This is a genomic window from Pseudomonas sp. LBUM1653 (genome assembly GCF_059716115.1).
In genome coordinates this window covers 1217554-1236951 of the sequence record NZ_CP166803.1, presented here as the reverse complement: position 1 = coordinate 1236951, position 19398 = coordinate 1217554, and the positions used below count along the sequence as shown (strand labels likewise).

At 61.9% G+C, this 19398-nt stretch carries 15 protein-coding genes; 8 read left to right on the top strand and 7 right to left on the bottom strand.

The features are described 5' to 3' along the window. Window positions 1-12 precede the first annotated feature (12 nt). The 7 genes from ACA054_RS05520 to ACA054_RS05490 all read right to left on the bottom strand — a co-directional run bounded on the left by ACA054_RS05520 (window position 13) and on the right by ACA054_RS05490 (window position 8386). Entirely contained in the window at window positions 13-1023 is a 1011-nt protein-coding gene (locus ACA054_RS05520) for a chemotaxis response regulator protein-glutamate methylesterase (RefSeq protein ID WP_497688520.1), read from the bottom strand. Next, a complete protein-coding gene (locus tag ACA054_RS05515) occupies window positions 1020-3305 on the bottom strand; it encodes a hybrid sensor histidine kinase/response regulator (RefSeq protein WP_497688519.1) in 2286 nt (761 codons plus the stop codon). The genes ACA054_RS05520 and ACA054_RS05515 overlap by 4 nt, the downstream gene beginning before the upstream one ends. After that, window positions 3302-3985: a chemotaxis protein CheW gene (locus ACA054_RS05510; protein ID WP_497688518.1), complete on the bottom strand. Its 684-nt coding sequence runs from the start codon at window positions 3983-3985 to the stop codon at window positions 3302-3304. Before ACA054_RS05510 ends, ACA054_RS05515 begins: the two co-directional genes overlap by 4 nt. After that, complete coding sequence (locus ACA054_RS05505; protein WP_497688517.1) at window positions 3982-5253, bottom strand: CheR family methyltransferase; 1272 nt, start codon at window positions 5251-5253, stop codon at window positions 3982-3984. Before ACA054_RS05505 ends, ACA054_RS05510 begins: the two co-directional genes overlap by 4 nt. Next, the gene (locus ACA054_RS05500; protein WP_497688516.1) at window positions 5250-5786 is read right to left on the bottom strand and encodes a chemotaxis protein CheW; all 537 of its coding nucleotides are present in this window, start codon (window positions 5784-5786) and stop codon (window positions 5250-5252) included. Before ACA054_RS05500 ends, ACA054_RS05505 begins: the two co-directional genes overlap by 4 nt. Beyond that, window positions 5786-7408 carry a methyl-accepting chemotaxis protein gene (locus tag ACA054_RS05495; protein WP_497688515.1) on the bottom strand — a complete coding sequence of 541 codons (1623 nt, stop codon included), beginning with the start codon at window positions 7406-7408 and terminating at the stop codon, window positions 5786-5788. Before ACA054_RS05495 ends, ACA054_RS05500 begins: the two co-directional genes overlap by 1 nt. A gap of 294 nt (window positions 7409-7702) precedes the next feature. Then, window positions 7703-8386 carry a tellurite resistance TerB family protein gene (locus tag ACA054_RS05490; protein ID WP_497688514.1) on the bottom strand — a complete coding sequence of 228 codons (684 nt, stop codon included), beginning with the start codon at window positions 8384-8386 and terminating at the stop codon, window positions 7703-7705. A gap of 650 nt (window positions 8387-9036) precedes the next feature. Between ACA054_RS05490 and ACA054_RS05485 the strand changes: the two genes are divergently transcribed. The 8 genes from ACA054_RS05485 (at window position 9037) to ACA054_RS05450 (ending at window position 19143) form a co-directional block, all read left to right on the top strand. Further along, the gene (locus ACA054_RS05485; protein WP_020799666.1) at window positions 9037-9951 is read left to right on the top strand and encodes a LysR family transcriptional regulator; all 915 of its coding nucleotides are present in this window, start codon (window positions 9037-9039) and stop codon (window positions 9949-9951) included. Window positions 9952-10082: 131 nt separating this feature from the next. Continuing rightward, window positions 10083-11540, top strand: a complete 1458-nt coding sequence (locus tag ACA054_RS05480; RefSeq protein ID WP_497690248.1) for a gamma-aminobutyraldehyde dehydrogenase — start codon at window positions 10083-10085, stop codon at window positions 11538-11540. An 83-nt stretch (window positions 11541-11623) separates the two neighbouring features. Then, on the top strand, window positions 11624-12778 hold the full coding sequence (gene ydcS / locus ACA054_RS05475) for a putative ABC transporter substrate-binding protein YdcS (RefSeq protein WP_497688513.1): 1155 nt from the start codon (window positions 11624-11626) through the stop codon (window positions 12776-12778). Window positions 12779-12993: 215 nt separating this feature from the next. After that, on the top strand, window positions 12994-14031 hold the full coding sequence (locus ACA054_RS05470) for an ABC transporter ATP-binding protein (RefSeq protein ID WP_497688512.1): 1038 nt from the start codon (window positions 12994-12996) through the stop codon (window positions 14029-14031). Window position 14032: 1 nt separating this feature from the next. After that, window positions 14033-14980 (top strand): ABC transporter permease, encoded by a 948-nt coding sequence (locus ACA054_RS05465; RefSeq protein WP_497688511.1) that lies wholly within the window; start codon window positions 14033-14035, stop codon window positions 14978-14980. After that, window positions 14970-15794, top strand: a complete 825-nt coding sequence (locus ACA054_RS05460; protein WP_497688510.1) for an ABC transporter permease — start codon at window positions 14970-14972, stop codon at window positions 15792-15794. The genes ACA054_RS05465 and ACA054_RS05460 overlap by 11 nt, the downstream gene beginning before the upstream one ends. Window positions 15795-15954: 160 nt before the next feature. Beyond that, a complete protein-coding gene (locus tag ACA054_RS05455; protein WP_497688509.1) occupies window positions 15955-17379 on the top strand; it encodes a gamma-aminobutyraldehyde dehydrogenase in 1425 nt (474 codons plus the stop codon). A gap of 279 nt (window positions 17380-17658) precedes the next feature. Beyond that, a complete protein-coding gene (locus ACA054_RS05450) occupies window positions 17659-19143 on the top strand; it encodes an APC family permease (RefSeq protein ID WP_497688508.1) in 1485 nt (494 codons plus the stop codon). Window positions 19144-19398: the final 255 nt, after the last annotated feature.

Here is a 19398-nt window from a genome sequence, read left to right as displayed (position 1 = left end):
TGGTTGAGAGTGTCATTTGGGGAAGATTTCCAGCAATCGTGGCGCTATCTTTTCCAGCGGGCGTATTTCCACGGCGGCATCAATGGCCGCTGCTGCCTTCGGCATGCCGTACACCGCACTGCTTTGTTGGTCTTGTGCGATGGTCAGGTAGCCCTGCTGGCGCATGAGTTTAAGCCCTTGCGCCCCATCACGCCCCATGCCGGTCAACAAAACGCCAACCGCATCGCCGTTCCAGTAACTGGCCACGCTTTCGAAAAACACATCGATAGAGGGCCTGTAGATCTCGTTGACCGGTTCGGCGGTGTAGGCCAGCGTGCCGTTTTTCAACAAACGAATATGGTGGTTGGTGCCCGCCAGCAGCACGGTGCCGCTTCGTGGCGGTTCGCCCTCCTGAGCCAGGCGCACATTCAGGCCGCTGGCGCTGCCGAGCCATTCGGCCATGCCGGCGGCGAATACCTGGTCAACGTGTTGCACCAACACGATGGCCGGGGAAAAATCCCGTGGCAGTCCCTTGAGCAGGACTTCCAGCGCCGCCGGCCCGCCAGCGGATGAACCGATGGCGATCAGGCTCTGGCGTGGGCCGGAACTGCGCGTCGGATTCGGTGCGGATCGCTCCCGATTGCCCTTCTCGCCGATCAGCCAGCCGATGTTCATGATCTTGCGTAACAGCGGTGCCGCCGCTTCCTGGGCATTGCCCGCACCGAGGGCCGGCGTGTCGACCACGTCCAGGGCGCCATGGCCCATGGCCTCGAACACCCGATGCACGTTCTGCTCGCGATCAACGGTGACAATGACGATCGCACAGGGCGTTTCAGCCATGATGCGCCGGGTGGCTTCCACACCGTCCATCAGCGGCATGATCAAATCCATCAGGATCAGGTCTGGCGTCTGCTCGGCACACTTTTGCACCGCCTCCCTGCCGTCGCCCGCAACCCAGATCACCTGGTGTGCCGGCTCGAAGGCCAAAGCCCGGCGCAAGGCCTCCACGGCCATGGGCATGTCGTTGACGATTGCGATCTTCATACCCGTGCTCCTCCAATGAGCTCTACCACTGCATCGAGCAGGGCGTCGTCGTGAAAACTGGCTTTGGCTAGATAATAGTCGGCCCCAGCGTCCAGTCCACGACGACGGTCTTCCTCACGATCCTTGTAGGACACCACCATCACCGGCAGCGATTGCAGACGAGTGTCCCGGCGCAACAATGACACCAGCTCGATGCCGTCCATGCGCGGCATATCGATGTCGGTGATCAGCAGGTCGAAATCCTCCGAACGCAAGGCATTCCAGCCGTCCATGCCATCGACCGCCACGGCCACGTCATAACCTCGATTGAGCAACAGTTTGCGCTGCAGCTCACGCACGGTCAGGGAGTCGTCAACCACCAGGATCCGCTTGCGGGCGGCTTCGACGGCCTGGTTGCTGTGGCGCGCGATGCGCTCCAGGCGCCCGGTGTTGAGCAATTTGTCCACCGAACGCAGCATGTCTTCGACGTCGACGATCAACACCACCGAACCGTCGTCGAGCAGCGCCCCGGCGGAGATATCCTGGACCTTGCCCAGGCGCTCATCCAGGGGCAATACCACCAATGTCCGCTCGCCGATAAAACGCTCGACCGCAACCCCGTAAACCGCATCACGCTCGCGGATCACCACAACTTTCAGGGTTTGCTGGCTGCCCTGACTCGCCGGTCGCTGCAACAATTGGCTAGCGGCAACCAGCCCGACATGCCGGCCTTCATGCCAGAAATGCTGGCGCCCCTCGACCTGCACGATATCCGCTGTTTCCAGATCGCACATGCGTTCGATGTGGGCCAGCGGGAAGGCATAGGCCTCGTCGCCGACTTCCACCACCAGGCTGCGCACCACCGAAAGGGTCAGTGGCACCTCCAGATGGAAGCGACTGCCCTCGCCCGCCGTCTGCTCCAGCACCACCGCACCGCGCAACTGGCGGACCATGTGCTGCACCGCATCCAGGCCGACGCCTCGCCCGGAGACTTCGGTGACCGTGTCGCGCAGACTGAAGCCGGGCAGGAACAGGAACGTCAGCAGTTCCTCTTCACTCAATTGCGCGGCGGTATCGGCCGGGGACAATTGGCGTTCGACGATGCTGCGCCGGACCTTTTCCAGATCGACACCGTGACCGTCATCGCTCAGTTGCAACACTAGCAATCCAGCCTGATGGGAGGCGCGCAGCCGGATCAGGCCCTCCGCCGGTTTGCCCGCCAACAGCCGTTGTTCCGGGCTTTCGATACCGTGATCGACGGCATTGCGCAGCAGGTGCGTCAGTGGCGCTTCGAGCTTTTCCAACACGTCGCGATCGACCTGGATCTTCTCGCCCTCGATCTCCAGCCGCACTTGCTTGCCGAGACTACGACCGAGGTCGCGGACCATCCGTACCTGCCCCGTCAAGACATCGGCGAACGGCCGCATGCGACACGCCAGGGCGGTGTCGTACAACACCTGTGCGCGCTGGCTGGCCTGCCAGGCAAACTCATCCAGTTCGGCGTTTTTTTCCACCAGCAATTGCTGCGACTCCGCCAAGAGCCGGCGCGCATCGTCGAGGGCTTCCCGGGCTTCGAGGCTCAGGGCTTGCTCCTTGAGATGGACGTTGAGGTTTTCCAGCGCCCGCAGGCTGTTGTTCTGGATACGCTTGAGACGTTGCATGGTGGCCAGGTGCGGTTTGAGCCGCAGGGTTTCCACCAGGGATTTACTCGACAGATCGAGCAGGCTGTTCAAACGTTCGGCGGTGACGCGCAGCACGCGCTCGCCGTTTTCGGTGGTGCGCTTGGCCTGTTTCGGCGAAACCGGCAGCGGTTCGACGGGCGGCGCCGGCTCTTCGAACACGGGTGCGAGCGCTTCGAGTTGTAGCGCTGCCATCACCGGCGCGGCGGGTGCCAGGTTCGGAGTTGCGGCGGTCATCGGATCGAGCAATCGCCCCATTAATGCGACATAAGCTTCGATGTCCGCAGGCCCCGGCGCACTGTTCGGTGTCGCAATGCGCATCAGCAGATCGGTGCCTTGCAGCAACGCATCAATGTGTTCCGGGCGCAGGTACAGGCGCCCTTCCTGGGCACTGACCAGGCAATCTTCCATGACATGCGCGACGCTGACGCCGGCATCGACGCCGACGATCCGAGCCGCGCCCTTTAGCGAATGCGCCGCACGCATGCACGATTCGAGATGAACAGACTGGGTCGGATCGCGCTCCAGCGCCAACAGACCTGCACTCAGCACCTGGGTCTGGGCCTCGGCCTCCAGGCTGAACAGTTCCAGCAAAGAGGAGTCGCGCATTTGCTCGGGGGTCATGTGAGGCTCCGGGATATGGCGGACATCAGCTGCTCTTCATCCAGCCAGCGCAGGCTGCGACCCTTGAATTGCATCACGCCACGGGTGTACTTGCCACTGGCCTGCGCGCCAGAGCGGGACGCCGCATCGAGGATGCGTTCGTCGATGGCATGAATCCCATCCACTTCGTCTACCGGTACCACCACGGGACCGCCGTGGGCGGCGATGATCAGCATGCGCGGCATGACCCGCGCGCCAGAGGCCACGCTGCTGACGCTATCGAGTCCCAGCAGCTCAACCAAAGAGAGGCACGCCACCAGCGCACCCCGCACATTCGCCACCCCAAGCAAGGCCCGGGAGCGTTGGTGCGGCAATGAGTGAATGGTTTGCAACGGCGCCACTTCCACCAGACTGCGCGTGGCCAGGCCCAGCCATTCTTCACCGAGGCGAAACATCAGCAGCGAACGGGTTCTCACCTCGCTCTCGACGGCAATGGACGCTGACGCGCGGTCTTCCTGCTGCAACGCGTAACGATCCAGCAGACGCGTGGCGGCCGCCGAATACACCGCGCAATTGCGGCAATGAATGTGTTCGATCAGTAGCGGGCAGGACTTGTCGCCGTGAATACCAATGCGGTTCCAGCAGTCGTCGATGGCCTGGGCATCTTCATGGGTGACGCTCAAGGTGTCGGAGGCGATCATCGTTTACGCTCACTGTCGGCGGCGCGCTCGCTGCGAGCGGCGCGATCCTGCAATCGTCTGGCTCCCGCCGTATCGCCTTGGGATTGCAGCAAGGCGGCCAGGTGCATCAAGGCGTCGGCATGTTGCGGTTCGAGGTACAACGCCTTGCGATAAAAACCCTGGGCTTCGAGGACACTGCCGGCGACATCGCTGAGCAGTCCCAGCCAGTAAAACACCTGGGCCACTGGTTCGTGGTGGCGTAAATAGCTATCGCAGGCGGCACGGGCTTCGGCGCTTTTGCCTTCGTTGGCCAGCGCGGCGACGTTCGCCAGCAGCGCGGCGGCGTCGGATTTGTGCGGTGCAGCCGAGTGCGATGTCTGCGTAGCGCTGGCGAACGGGCGCCGTTGAGTCGGCACCGGCGCGATCCTGCGCACAGGTTGCGGTATCGGCAACGGTGTGGGTACGAATGTCGGTAGAGGCTCAGGCTCTGGAGCGCTATGGCGTCTGAAGGCAAAGGATTGCGCGATGCCAATCGAGCGCATGCCCAGGCGCCCCAGCAGACTGCCCTCCGCCGGGCCGATAAACAGCACCCCATCATCATGGGTCAAGCGCTTGAGTACCTCGAAAACCTGTTTTTGCGTCGGCAGATCGAAATAGATCAGCAGATTGCGGCAGAACACGAAGTCATAGGGCGGCTCGTTGGCGAGCAAGGCCGGATCGAGCAGATTGCCGACCTGCAGGCGCACCTGCTCCAGCACCCGGGCGCTGAGTCGAAAGCCGTCATTTTCGGTGGTGAAATAGCGCTCGCGATACGCAATGTCCTGACCGCGAAACGAATTCTTGCCGTAGAGCGCTCGCCGGGCTTTTTCCACCGACAACGGGCTGACGTCCATGCCTTCGACCTTGAACTGGTGCGGCTTGAACCCGGCATCCAGCAGCGCCATGGCAATCGAATAAGGCTCTTCGCCGGTGGAGCACGGCAGGCTGAGAATCCGCAGGGCGCGCATGCTGTTGAGCTCGGCCAGGCGCCTGGTCGCCAGCTTCGCCAGGGTGGCGAAGGATTCCGGGTAACGGAAAAACCAGGTCTCAGGGACGATCACCGCTTCGATCAGCGCCTGCTGCTCGTCGCTTGAATACTGCAAGGTGTGCCAGTACTCGTCGGCCGTCTGCGCCTGGGACGCGACACTGCGTTGACGTACCGCACGCTCGATGAGCGCCGGGCCGACAGACGTCACGTCGAGGCCGATGCGCTCCTTGAGGAAATCGAAAAAACGCTGGTCGCTGCTCATCGCCGCTCCTCCAGCACTGTCAGGTCCAGGGGGGGCGTCGGGTACAACAGCGCACGCACCTGATCGTCCAGCAGATCGGCCACACGCACCCATTGCAACAAACCCTGGGCATCTTCACGCACGGGCCCCAGGTACGGCGCCTGGGGATTGTCCAGGCCATAGGGCTGGAAATCCGCCGGGTTGCAACGCAAAGTGTCGGTGGCCCGTTCCAGAATCAGCCCGAGCAATTGCGCCTCGGCGGTTGCATCCGGGCGGTAATGCACCAGCACCAGCCGCGTGCTGGTGCGTGCCTGCGCGGGCGTACCAAAGGTCAATGCGCTGAGGTCGATGACCGGCACCACCGCGCCGCGATAGGCAAATACCCCTGCGACCCAGTGCGGCGCCTGGGCAATCGGCTTCAATGGCAGGCGCGGCAGCACTTCCGCCACCTCGATCGCCTGCAAGGCATACCGCTCGTGACCGATGCGAAACACCAGAAACAACGCATGCGCCGCCTGTTTCACGGCAGTGCGCTTGGCCGTGAGTTCGCTCATCAGACTTTGAATCGCGAGACGCCACTACGCAGCCCTACAGCCACCTGGCTCAGCTCGTCGATGGCGAAACTGGCCTGGCGCAGGGATTCTACGGTCTGGCTGCTGGCATCACCCAATTGCACCAGTGCGTGGTTGATCTGCTCGGCGCCGGTGGCCTGGGCCTGCATGCCTTCGTTGACCATCAACACCCGCGGCGCCAGCGCCTGGACCTGATGAATGATCTGCGACAATTGTTCACCGACCTGCTGCACCTCGAACATGCCGCGGCGCACTTCCTCGGAGAACTTGTCCATGCCCATCACACCGGCCGACACCGCCGATTGAATCTCGCGCACCATCTGTTCGATGTCATAGGTGGCGACGGCGGTCTGGTCCGCCAGGCGCCGGACCTCGGTGGCGACCACGGCAAAACCGCGACCGTATTCGCCGGCCTTCTCGGCTTCGATAGCCGCGTTGAGCGACAACAGGTTGGTCTGGTCGGCGACCTTGACGATGGTCACCACCACCTGGTTGATGTTGCCGGCCTTCTCGTTGAGGATCGCCAGCTTGGCGTTGACCAGGTCGGCCGCGCCCATCACCGAATGCATGGTCTCTTCCATTCGCGCCAGGCCCTGCTGCCCGGAACCGGCAGCCACCGAGGCCTGGTCGGCGGCGGTGGACACTTCGGTCATGGTGCGTACCAGATCACGAGAGGTGGCGGCGATTTCCCGGGAAGTCGCGCCGATTTCAGTGGTGGTGGCGGCCGTTTCGGTGGCGGTGGCCTGCTGTTGCTTGGACGTCGCGGCGATCTCGGTGACCGATGTGGTCACTTGCACCGACGAGCGCTGGGCCTGGGACACCAGGGTGGTCAGCTCGGTCATCATGTCGTTGAAGCCGTTTTCCACGGCACCGAATTCGTCCTTGCGCTCAAGATTGAGACGCGAGCTCAGATCGCCAGTGCGCATGATTTCGAGGATGTTCACGATACGATTCATCGGCGCCATGATGGCGCGCATCAACAGCAGGCCGCAGAGGCCGGCGGCCAATACTGCGAACACCAGGGAAATGCCCATGATGACCTTGGCGGTGAGCACCGCATCTTCGATGGCCGCCGCAGCCTGGTCTGCCACTGCCTTGTTGTGACGCAGAATATCACTGAGCTTCTTTCGACCGGCCGTCCAGACAGGGGTCAACTCTTCGTTGAACATCCTGATGGCTTCGGCGTCCTGATTGCGTTTATGTAACTCGGTAACGGCAAGCAGGATCCGGTGGTAGTCCGCGTGGAATTTTTCAAACGCGGCATACTCGGCCCTGTCTTCATCCGTCATGACTGTCGCGCGATAAAGCTCCATCTGCTCTTGCAGGCGCGCGGAGAAGTCCTTGAAGTCCGACGCATCCTTGGCGGTGTAGCCCTGCCCCTGTTCCAGTCCCAGCATCTGCAGCATCCGCAAATAACTGTCAGACCAGGCGCCGCGAACCATCGAGCTGTAATACAACCCCGGCAGCGCATCTTCACGAACGCTGGTTTCGCTGATCTCGATCTTCAACAGCCGCGAATACGAGACGACCACCATCAACAACATGATGGCGATAATTACCGCAAAGCTCGCCAAAATGCGTTGGCGCAACGTCCAGTTCTTCACAGTCAATCCTCGGGGGGCATTTCGAAATGCGGGGAGTATAGCCGAGGGCGCTGTTTCATTTATAAGACGGTTGCGCACCACTTCTCATCCCGCGGAAAAAAGCCGGGATGGGCTCTGGGTGGGAACTTTCCGACATTGCTCAGGAAATGTGCCAGTGGTATTTCGGAAGAAAGGGACCGTGGATTGGTCATTGAGGAATTTGGTGCGGCTGAATTGCTTCGCGGGCAAGCCTCGCTCCTACGGGTTCACCGGGTCAGTAGGAGCGAGGCTTGCCCGCGAAGGCGGCATGAAGTCTTACACCGTAGCCAACCTCACCTGATTCTCCAGCTCGGCCTTCAAACCCGGTTCCAGCTTGAGTTGCCGCGCCAGTTCATCGAGATAGGACTTCTCCATGAAGCTCTCCTCATCCACCAGCATCACACTGGCGATATACATCTCGGCAGCCATTTCCGGGGTACTGGCGGCGCGGGCGACATCGCTCGGGTCCAGCGGTTTGTTCAGTTCGGCGTGCAGCCAGTGTTGCAGCTCCTGATCGTTGTCGAGCTTGCTGAACTCACCTTCGATCAGCTCGCGTTCGCGCGCGTCGATATGACCGTCGGCCTTGGCCGCGGCCACCAGGGCCTTGAGAATCGCCTGGCTGTGCTGCTCGACTTGCGCCGCCGGCAAGCGATCAAGGGTTTGCGGTTCGGTCCTCGGCGCCGTGCCCTGCTGGGCCTGCCAGTTGCCGTAGGCCTTGTAGGCCAGCACGCCCAATGCGGCGAGGCCGCCATAAACCGCGACCTTGCCCCCGACCTTGCGCACCTTCTTGTTACCCAGCAGCAGGCCCATGGCCCCGGCGGCCAGGGCACCGCCGCCCGCACCGGAGAGCAGGCTGCCGATGCCACCGTTCGCCCCCTTGTTCTGCGTCCCGCCGGTCTGTTTTTGCAACAAATCCTGGCCAGACTTGAGCAGTTGGTCGAGCAATCCACGGGTGATCATTTTCCGCCTCCACAAAAGGGTTCATCCGGACACTAAGGCCATCAGCCTAGATCGAAAGTGCCCGGCAACTCCCGGCGGGTTTGCTTCCAGATGTTGCTGGACGGCAGATTCCGCGGGCGATGATGCTCAGGGATAAGCCAGGGTCACCCGATAGTTTCCCGAATTGATCGGTCTGGATGCAGCGTCCACCAATCTGTACTGCCCGTTATCGACCTGCAATCTGGCGGGGGTGGCTGGTGAGTCGAGCGAACTGACAGTCATCACTGGCTCCATGATCAGGCCTCCATACGCGGCCCCCGGACAGCCATGCAATGCAAGACCTTGGCCGGTAACAGAGACTTTGCATGGCGTCTCCACAATCGCCCCCTGGAAATGGATATCACCTCGCCCTGTCGGTGCAGACGCAAGACAACTCCCTGCCAGGCCCAGCAACAGTCCCAACCCCAGCGACATTTTCCTGGTACTCATCTCGTCCCCTCCCAGTTCAAAGATCATGCAGTCTCAAGAGTAGTCGGCAAAAAACCGGAAATGATTAGCCCCATGCGAGGCTCCTGTGGCAGTGCTTGCCCGAAACCACGGCTCAGCCACCTATCGAAAAAAAAGATATACACTCAAAAAAATCTATAAAACCGCTCACTCGGTACGGCTCCATGATGACCCTGCGTCAAATCCGTCACTTCATCGCCGTGGCCGAGACCGGCTCGATCTCCGCCGCCGCGCAAACCGCGTTCATTTCCCAGTCCACCCTGACCCTGGCGATCCAGCAGCTCGAGCAGGAAATCGGCGTCGGCCTGTTCAATCGCCACGCCAAGGGCATGACCCTGACCCATCAGGGGCATCAGTTTTTGCGTCAGGCGCATTTGATCCTGGCCACCGTGGACAACGCCAAGCGCAGCCTGCAACAAAGCACCGACCAGGTGGCCGGGCAATTGATCGTCGGGGTGACCAGCCTGGTGGCCGGTTACTACCTGGCGGACCTGCTCACGCGTTTCCAGCGCGCCTACCCCAACGTCGAAATCCGCGTGATGGAAGACGAACGCCCTTACATCGAACACTTGCTGGTCAGCGGCGAGATCGATGTCGGCGTGTTGATCCTTTCCAACCTCGAAGACCGCCACGCCTTGCAGACCGAAGTGCTGACCCATTCGCCCCATCGACTGTGGTTGCCGGCCCAGCATCCGCTGCTGGAACACGACAGCATCAACCTCGCCGACGTGGCCCGCGAGCCGCTGATTCAATTGAACGTCGACGAAATGGACCGCAACGCCCAGCGCATGTGGACAGCCGCCTCCCTGCAACCACGCATCACCCTGCGCACCGCCTCCACCGAAGCGGTGCGCAGCCTGGTGGCTGCCGGCCTGGGTGTGTCGATCCAGCCCGACATGACTTACCGCCCTTGGTCACTGGAGGGCGACATCATCGAAGCGCGGCCGATTGCCGACCTGAGCCAGACCCTCGATGTCGGCCTGGCCTGGCGCCGCGGCACCGCGCGTCCGGCCTTGGTGGACCCGTTCCTGACGGTCGCCCGCGAGCAACCCCACGGCGGGCGCAAGCCATCTATTTAATCGAACGCCACCTTCAGTATTTAGAATTTGTCGACCTCGGGTCTGCGCACTAGTCTTGTTGTATCTATATAAGACGGCCAGCCCCGGTCACAGGGAGCAGCATGGCCACACAAGAAAAGAGAACCCGAAGAATGGCTGGCGCACCGACCCCGTTGTTCACCGCATTGTTGATCGAGGGTGAATTAGTCGCAGGGCAAGGCCGTGTCGAGGCGATTCTCAACCCGGCCACAGGCGAAGTGCTGACGCACATCGCCGAAGCCAGCACCGAACAAGTCGAAGCCGCCATCCTCGCCGCGCACCGCGCCTTCGCCGGCTGGTCGCGGACCACGCCACAGCAGCGCTCGAACCTGTTGCTCGATATCGCCAACGCCATCGAAAAAAACGCCGACCTGCTCGCCCGCCTCGAATCCCTGAACTGTGGCAAGCCGTTGCACCTGGCCCGTCAGGACGACCTGAGCGCCACGGTCGATGTGTTCCGCTTTTTCGCTGGCGCCGTGCGTTGCCAGACCGGCCAGCTCAGCGGCGAGTACCTGCCGGGCTACACCAGCATGGTGCGGCGCGATCCGATTGGCGTGGTCGCATCGATTGCGCCGTGGAATTACCCGATCATGATGGCGGCGTGGAAAATCGCCCCGGCCCTGGCCGCCGGCAACACGCTGGTGTTCAAGCCATCGGAGCACACGCCCCTGTCGATCCTGGCGTTGGCCCCGGCGCTGGCCGAAATCCTGCCGCCCGGTGTGATCAACATTGTTTGCGGTGGCGGAGAAGGTGTCGGCAGTCACCTGGTCAGCCATCCCAAGGTGCGCATGGTGTCGCTGACCGGCGATATCGTCACCGGGCAGAAAATCCTCCAGGCCGCGGCAAAAACCCTCAAGCGCACGCACCTCGAACTGGGCGGCAAAGCGCCAGTGATCGTCTGCAACGATGCCGACATTCAAGCGGTGGTCGAAGGCGTGCGCACCTACGGCTATTACAACGCCGGCCAGGACTGCACTGCCGCTTGCCGGGTGTATGCACAGGCCGGCATTCACGACCGCCTGGTGGCCGAACTCGGCGCGGCGGTCAGCAGCCTGCGGTTCGCCGGCAAACGCGACGCCGACAACGAAATCGGCCCGCTGATCAGCACCCGCCAGCGCGACCGCGTGGCCAGTTTCGTCGAACGCGCCCTCGGCCAGCCACACATCGAACGGGTGACCGGTGCGGCGGTGCACTCCGGTGCCGGCTTCTATTACCAGCCGACCTTGCTCGCCGGTTGCAAGCAAAGCGATGAAATCGTCCAGCGCGAAGTGTTCGGGCCGGTGGTCACCGTGACCCGATTTGATCAACTGGAACAGGCGGTGGACTGGGCCAACGACTCGGAATACGGCCTGGCCTCGTCCGTCTGGACGCAGAACCTCGACAAGGCGATGCAGGTCGCCGCCCGGTTGCAGTACGGCTGCACCTGGATCAACAGCCATTTCATGCTGGTCAGCGAGATGCCCCACGGCGGGCTCAAGCGTTCGGGCTACGGCAAAGACCTGTCCAGCGATTCACTCCAGGACTACAGCGTGGTGCGGCACATCATGGCCCGCCACGGGCAGCATCTCTGACTACGCTAATAACAAGCCGATAACGGCATGCTTCACCACGTTCACTACTGCCCCGACCATAATTTGAAGAAGAGGGAAATCCCATGTTCGTGCACAAGACCGCACTGCTCAGTGCAATCACCCCCTTACTGCTGGCCAGTGGCGTGTTCACCCAGGCTGCCGAGCCGTTGAAGGCTGTCGGTGCCGGCGAAGGCCAACTGGATATCGTCGCGTGGCCCGGCTACATCGAACGTGGCGAAAGCGACAAGGCCTACGACTGGGTGACCGGTTTCGAGAAGGAAACCGGCTGCAAGGTCAACGTGAAAACCGCGGCGACCTCCGATGAGATGGTCAGCCTGATGGCCAAGGGTGGTTATGACCTGGTGACGGCATCGGGCGACGCCTCCCTGCGCCTGATCGTCGGTAAGCGCGTGCAGCCGATCAACACGGCGTTGATCCCGAACTGGAAGAACCTCGACCCACGCTTGAAAGATGCGCCGTGGTATGTGGTCAACAAGCAGACCTACGGCACCCCGTATCAGTGGGGCCCGAACGTGTTGATGTACAACACCAACGTATTCAAGACCGCGCCCGACAGTTGGGGCGTGTTGTTCAATGCGGAAAACCTGCCGGACGGCAAGCCGAACAAGGGCCGCGTGCAGGCCTATGACGGCCCGATCTACATCGCCGACGCGGCGCTGTACCTCAAAACCGCCAAGCCGGAACTGGGCATCCAGAACCCCTACGAACTGACCGAAGCGCAATACAAGGCGGTGCTCGATCTGTTGCGCGCCCAGCAGCCGTTGATCCACCGCTACTGGCACGACACCACCGTACAAATGAGTGACTTCAAGAACGAAGGTGTGGTGGCGTCCGGGGCCTGGCCGTATCAGGTCAACGGACTGGTCAACGAGAAACAGCCGATCGCCTCGACCATCCCGAAAGAAGGCGCCACTGGTTGGGCCGACACCACCATGCTGCACACCGAGGCCAAGCATCCGAACTGTGCGTACAAGTGGATGGACTGGTCGCTGCAACCGAAAGTCCAGGGTGACGTGGCCGCGTGGTTCGGTTCGTTGCCAGCGGTACCGGCAGCGTGCAAGGAGAGCGAATTGCTCGGTGCCGAAGGTTGCAAGACCAACGGTTTCGACAATTTCGACAAGATCGCCTTCTGGAAAACCCCACAGGCCGAAGGCGGCAAATTCGTGCCGTACAGCCGCTGGACCCAGGACTACATCGCGATCATGGGCGGCAGATAACAAGCGCCCCCTGTGGGAGCGAGCCTGCTCGCGAAGAGGCCATCACCTTCAACATTGATGGTGGCTGACACTCCGCCTTCGCGAGCAGGCTCGCTCCCACATTGGATCACCGCCGTTGCCACTACCGTGCCCGGCATTCAGGCAATTGATTCAGATTTTTCAGAAGTCCAGGCAGGGCCGCTGCGACGGCCTTCGCCTTTTTGGAGCACCGCACCATGACGCTTGCAGTCCAGTTCACCAACGTTTCCCGTCAGTTCGGCGAAGTGAAAGCCGTTGACCGGGTTTCCATCGACATCCAGGACGGCGAGTTCTTCTCCATGCTGGGGCCTTCCGGCTCGGGCAAAACCACCTGTCTGCGCCTGATCGCCGGTTTTGAACAACCGAGCGCGGGTTCGATCCGTATTCATGGCGAGGAGGCCGCCGGCCTGCCGCCGTACCAGCGCGACGTGAACACCGTGTTCCAGGATTACGCGCTGTTCCCGCACATGAACGTTCGCGATAACGTCGCCTACGGCTTGAAAGTCAAAGGCGTCGGCAAGGCCGAGCGCCTCAAGCGCGCCGCAGAAGCCCTCGACATGGTCGCCCTCGGCGGCTACGGCGAACGCAAACCGGTGCAGCTTTCCGGTGGCCAGCGCCAGCGCGTGGCCCTGGCCCGCGCCCTGGTCAATCGCCCACGGGTGCTGTTGCTCGACGAACCACTCGGGGCGCTGGATCTGAAACTGCGCGAACAAATGCAAGGCGAATTGAAGAAGTTGCAACGCCAGCTCGGCATCACCTTCATCTTCGTCACCCACGACCAGACCGAAGCGCTGTCGATGTCCGACCGCGTCGCCGTGTTCAACAAGGGTCGCATCGAACAGGTCGATTCGCCGCGCAACCTGTACATGAAACCGGCGACCACTTTCGTCGCCGAATTCGTCGGCACCTCCAACGTGATTCGCGGCGACCTGGCCCGGCAGTTGAGTGGCAATCCGCAGCCCTTCTCGATTCGCCCGGAACACGTGCGTTTCGCCGAAGGCCCGCTGGCCAGCCACGAGATCGAAGTCAGCGGCCTGCTCCACGACATCCAGTACCAAGGCAGCGCCACACGCTACGAACTGAAACTGGAAAACGGCCAGACCCTGAACATCAGCCAGGCCAACAATCAGTGGCTCGATACCAGCGCCCAGCACCAGACCGGCCAGCGCCTCAGTGCTCGCTGGGCCCGCGAAGCGATGATCCCGCTGCACGACACCCTGACAGGCGGGGTGTGACATGAGCACCCTGGCTGCTTCTCAAACCTCGTCGGGAGGCTCGCCGTTGCGCAGGTTTTCCAATCTGTTGTATCGCCGGCCGAACCTGTACCTGTCGATGCTGCTGGTGCCGCCGTTGCTGTGGTTCGGCGCGATCTACCTGGGCTCGTTGCTGACGTTGCTGTGGCAAGGCTTCTACACCTTCGACGACTTCACCATGGCGGTCACTCCCGACCTGACCCTGGCGAACTTCGCCGCGCTGTTCCAGCCATCGAACTTCGACATCATCCTGCGCACCCTGAGCATGGCCATAGTCGTGTCCATCGCCAGCGCCATTGTCGCGTTCCCGATTGCCTATTACATGGCGCGCTACACCACCGGCAAGACCAAGGCGTTTTTCTACATCGCGGTGATGATGCCGATGTGGGCCAGTTACATCGTCAAGGCCTATGCCTGGACGCTGCTACTGGCCAAGGGGGGCGTAGCGCAATGGTTTGTCCAGCACCTCGGGCTGGAGCCGCTGTTGCAGTTCGTATTGGGTATTCCGGGCGTCGGCGGCAGTACCTTGTCGACCTCGCACCTGGGACGCTTCATGGTGTTCGTCTACATCTGGCTGCCGTTCATGATCCTGCCGATCCAGGCGTCGCTGGAGCGCCTGCCACCGTCGCTGCTGCAAGCGTCCGCCGACCTCGGTGCGAAACCGCGCCAGACCTTTACGCAGGTGATTTTGCCGCTGTCGATTCCGGGGATCGCCGCAGGTTCGATCTTCACGTTCTCGCTGACCCTGGGCGACTTCATCGTGCCGCAACTGGTGGGCCCGCCGGGCTACTTCGTCGGCAGCATGGTCTACGCCCAGCAAGGTGCGATCGGCAACATGCCGATGGCTGCCGCCTTCACCCTGGTGCCGATCGTGCTGATCGCCATTTACCTGTCCATCGTCAAACGACTGGGGGCCTTCGATGCACTCTGACTCTTCATCTCAAGGGCAGGCTTCTATCGGCCTGCGAATCGCAGCCTGGGGCGGGTTGGTGTTCCTGCACTTCCCGATCCTGATCATCTTCCTGTATGCCTTCAACACCGAAGACGCAGCGTTCAGTTTCCCGCCCAAGGGCTTCACCCTGAAGTGGATCGGCGTGGCGTTCTCGAGGCCTGACGTACTGGAAGCGATCAAGCTGTCGCTGCAGATCGCCTCGATTGCCACGCTGATCGCCATGGTCCTCGGCACACTGGCGTCAGCGGCGTTGTACCGGCGGGACTTCTTCGGCAAGCAAGGCATCTCGCTGATGCTGATCCTGCCGATTGCCCTGCCGGGCATCATCACCGGGATCGCGCTACTGGCGACCTTCAAGACGCTGGGCATCGAACCGGGGATGTTCACCATCATCGTCGGCCACGCAACCTTCTGCGTGGTGATCGTCTACAACAACGTCATCGCCCGCTTGCGCCGCACCTCCCACAGTTTGATCGAAGCCTCGATGGACCTCGGCGCCGATGGCTGGCAGACCTTTCGCTACATCATCCTGCCGAACCTCGGCTCGGCGCTGCTGGCCGGCGGCATGCTGGCGTTCGCGCTGTCGTTCGACGAGATCATCGTCACCACCTTCACCGCCGGCCACGAACGCACCCTGCCGCTGTGGCTGCTCAACCAGCTCAGCCGCCCGCGGGACGTGCCGGTGACCAACGTCGTGGCGATGCTGGTGATGATGGTGACCATGCTGCCGATTCTCGGCGCCTATTACCTGACCCGGGGTGGTGAGAGCGTTGCCGGTAGCGGTGGGAAATAAATCACGCACAGACAACAACTATCCCCTGTGGGAGCGAGCCTGCTCGCGAAATCGGTGTATCAGCCAGCATCAATATTGAATGTTAAACCGCATTCGCGAGCAGGCTCGCTCCCACAAGGGCCGGCTCCAAAACAAGAACTGCTTTGAAGAGGACGATGCCATGCAAACCCAACTCTTGATCAACGGCCAACTGCTCGACGGCGAAGGCCCCGCCCAACCGGTGTTCAACCCGGCGCTGGGTCGCGTGCTGGTGGAAATCAACGAAGCCAGCGAAGCCCAGGTTGATGCCGCCGTGCGCGCCGCCGATGCTGCGTTCGACAGCTGGTCGCAGACCCCACCCAAAGAACGCTCGCTGCTGCTGCTCAAACTCGCCGACGCCATCGAAGCCCATGGCGAAGAGCTGGCCAAGCTGGAATCGGACAACTGCGGTAAGCCCTTCAGCGCCGCGCTCAACGACGAAATCCCGGCGATTGCCGACGTGTTCCGCTTCTTCGCCGGCGCCAGCCGTTGCATGAGCGGCGCGGCCGGTGGCGAATACCTGCCCGGCCACACCTCGATGATCCGCCGCGACCCGGTGGGGGTGATCGCCTCCATCGCGCCGTGGAACTACCCGCTGATGATGGTCGCCTGGAAAATCGCCCCGGCCCTGGCCGCCGGCAATACCGTGGTGCTCAAGCCCTCGGAACAAACGCCGTTGACCGCCCTGCGCCTGGCGCAACTGGCGTCGGAAATCTTCCCGGCCGGTGTGCTCAACCTGGTATTCGGCCGCGGCCCTACCGTCGGTAGTCCGCTGGTCACCCACCCGAAAGTGCGCATGGTGTCGCTGACCGGTTCGATCGCCACCGGCTCGAACATCATTTCCAGCACCGCCGACAGCGTCAAACGCATGCACATGGAACTGGGCGGTAAGGCCCCGGCGATCATCTTCGACGACGCCGACATCGACGCCGCCGTCGACGGCATCCGCACCTTCGGATTCTACAACGCCGGGCAAGATTGCACCGCCGCCTGCCGCATCTATGCCCAGGAAGGGATCTACGACAAGTTCGTGGAGAAACTCGGTGCGGCCGTCAGCAGCATCAAGTACGGTTTGCAGGACGATCCATCGACCGAGCTCGGCCCGCTGATCACCGCGCAACACCGCGACCGCGTGGCCGGGTTTGTCGAGCGCGCCGTGGCGCAGCCGCACATTCGTCTGGTCACCGGGGGCAAGGCTGTTGAAGGCAACGGCTTCTTCTTCGAACCGACGGTGCTGGCCGACGCGCAGCAGGACGACGAGATCGTCCGTCGCGAAGTGTTCGGGCCGGTGGTGTCGGTGACCAAATTCAGCGATGAAGCGCAGGTGCTGGGCTGGGCCAACGATTCGGACTACGGCCTGGCGTCGTCGGTGTGGACCGCCGACGTCGGCCGCGCCCATCGCCTGGCGGCGCGCTTGCAGTACGGCTGCACCTGGGTGAACACGCACTTCATGCTGGTCAGCGAAATGCCCCATGGCGGGCAGAAATTGTCCGGGTATGGCAAGGACATGTCGATGTATGGGTTGGAGGATTACACCGTTGTAAGGCATGTGATGTTCAAGCACTAACAAACGCCACGCCTGTAGGAGCAAGCTTGCTCGCGATGGAGGTCAACGATGACGCGGGAAACCTGACGCCCCGCGGTGCCCTCCGGTTTCTCGCGAGCATGCTCGCTCCTACAGTACAGCGATGGCGTCACCTCGGTTTCAAGGTCGAAACCGGCATTAGGCACCACCAGGTTCCACACCAAAGAAATCAAAACAATAACCACCGATCCGGGCAGCGCCCCCACGGCCCCGCCACGGCATCGGACATCCGAAATCTGCCGATTTTCCGGAGAAACACACATGAGTGCATCACCCGATCTCTCTGCCGCCGTTGTCGACAGCGACGCCGAGCAGCTGCGTAAACTGGGCTACACCTCCAACTTCAATCGCAGCATGAGCCTGTGGGAAAACTTCGCCCTGGGCTTCACCTATCTCTCGCCCGTCGTAGGGGTTTATACCCTCTTCGGCCTGTGCCTCGCCGCTGGTGGGCCGCCGATGTTCTGGGCCTACCTGTTGGTCGGTTGCGGCCAGTTGCTGGTGTGCCTGATCTTTGGTGAAGTGGTTTCGCAGTTCCCGATTTCCGGTGGCGTATACCCGTGGGCGCGTCGCCTGGTGGGCAAACGCTGGGCGTGGATGGTCGGCTGGATCTACTCCATCGCCCTGTGTGTAACCATTGCCGCCGTAGCAGTCGGCGCCGGCCCGTACCTGGCCGCCATGCTGGGTTTTGAACCGAGCAACAACACCAACATCGTCATTGCCCTGGTGCTGACGCTGTTCGCGACCCTGATCAACCTCAGCGGCACCAAGGTGCTGGCGCGCATTGCCATGTTCGGCTTCCTCTGCGAACTGGTGGGCGCGGTGATCGTCGGCGTTTACCTGCTGATCTTCGAGCGCCATCAGTCGATCAGTGTGCTGTTCAACACCTTCGACATCAGCGTCGACGGCTCGTACCTGCCGGCCTTCCTCACCGCGTCGCTGGCGGGGATGTTCCTGTACTACGGCTTCGAGGCCTGCGGCGACGTGGCCGAAGAAACCCCGAACCCGAGCAAGCAGATCCCGGTGGCCATGCGCATGACCATCTACATCGGCGGCGTTGCGGCGATGTTCGCCTGCCTGGCGCTGATCCTCGCCGTGCCGGACATGCAAGCGGTGATCGATGGCACTGACAAGGACCCGGTCGGCACTATCCTCAACAACGCTTTCGGCCCGGTCGGCTCGAAGATGGTAATGGGCGTGGTGATGATTTCCTTCATCTCCTGCGTCATCAGCCTGCAAGCGGCGGCGAGTCGCCTGCTGTACTCCTACGCCCGGGATGAAATGGTCATCGGCAGCCGACTGCTGAAGAAGATTTCTCCGACAACCCAGGTTCCGGTTGCGGCGCTGTTTGTATCCGGCGTCCTGCCAGCGCTGATCATCATCCTCGGCTTCTTCCTGCAGGATGCGGTCGCCACCATCGTCAGCTTCGCCGCCATCGGTATCTACCTGGCCTTCCAGATGATCGTGCTGGCGGCACTCTACGCACGGATGAAAGGCTGGAAACCGAGCGGCAAATTCACCCTCGGTGCCTGGGGCTGGGCGGTGAACATCGGCGCGCTGGTCTATGGCATCGGCGCGATCATCAACATGGCCTGGCCACGGACCCCGGACGCAGCGTGGTACATCAACTACGCCATGGTTCTGAGTACCGCCATCGTCATCGGCCTGGGGTTGCTCTACATGTGGATTGCCAAGCCGTATGACCACGGTAAGGCGCCTGCGGGGGATGCGTGGAAGGTTGGTCGCTAACCTGAGTTGCCCCGGGATCCAGCGAATTCCCGGGGCAAGCTTCCTCCTTCAAACAGCATTTATCGTCCCCTCGAAGTACATCCATCAAATCATCCGTGCGCCATTTAATATCGGCTTTGCCGCGCACGGCGTCGAAGCGATCTTGGGTAAAAGCATTAGGTCTCTTGTCGCCATCTTTGATCACAGACATTTCCCTCCTGATCAGATAGAGCCGGGCACCAACATTGTGGCGAGGGGATTTATCCCCGTTGGGTC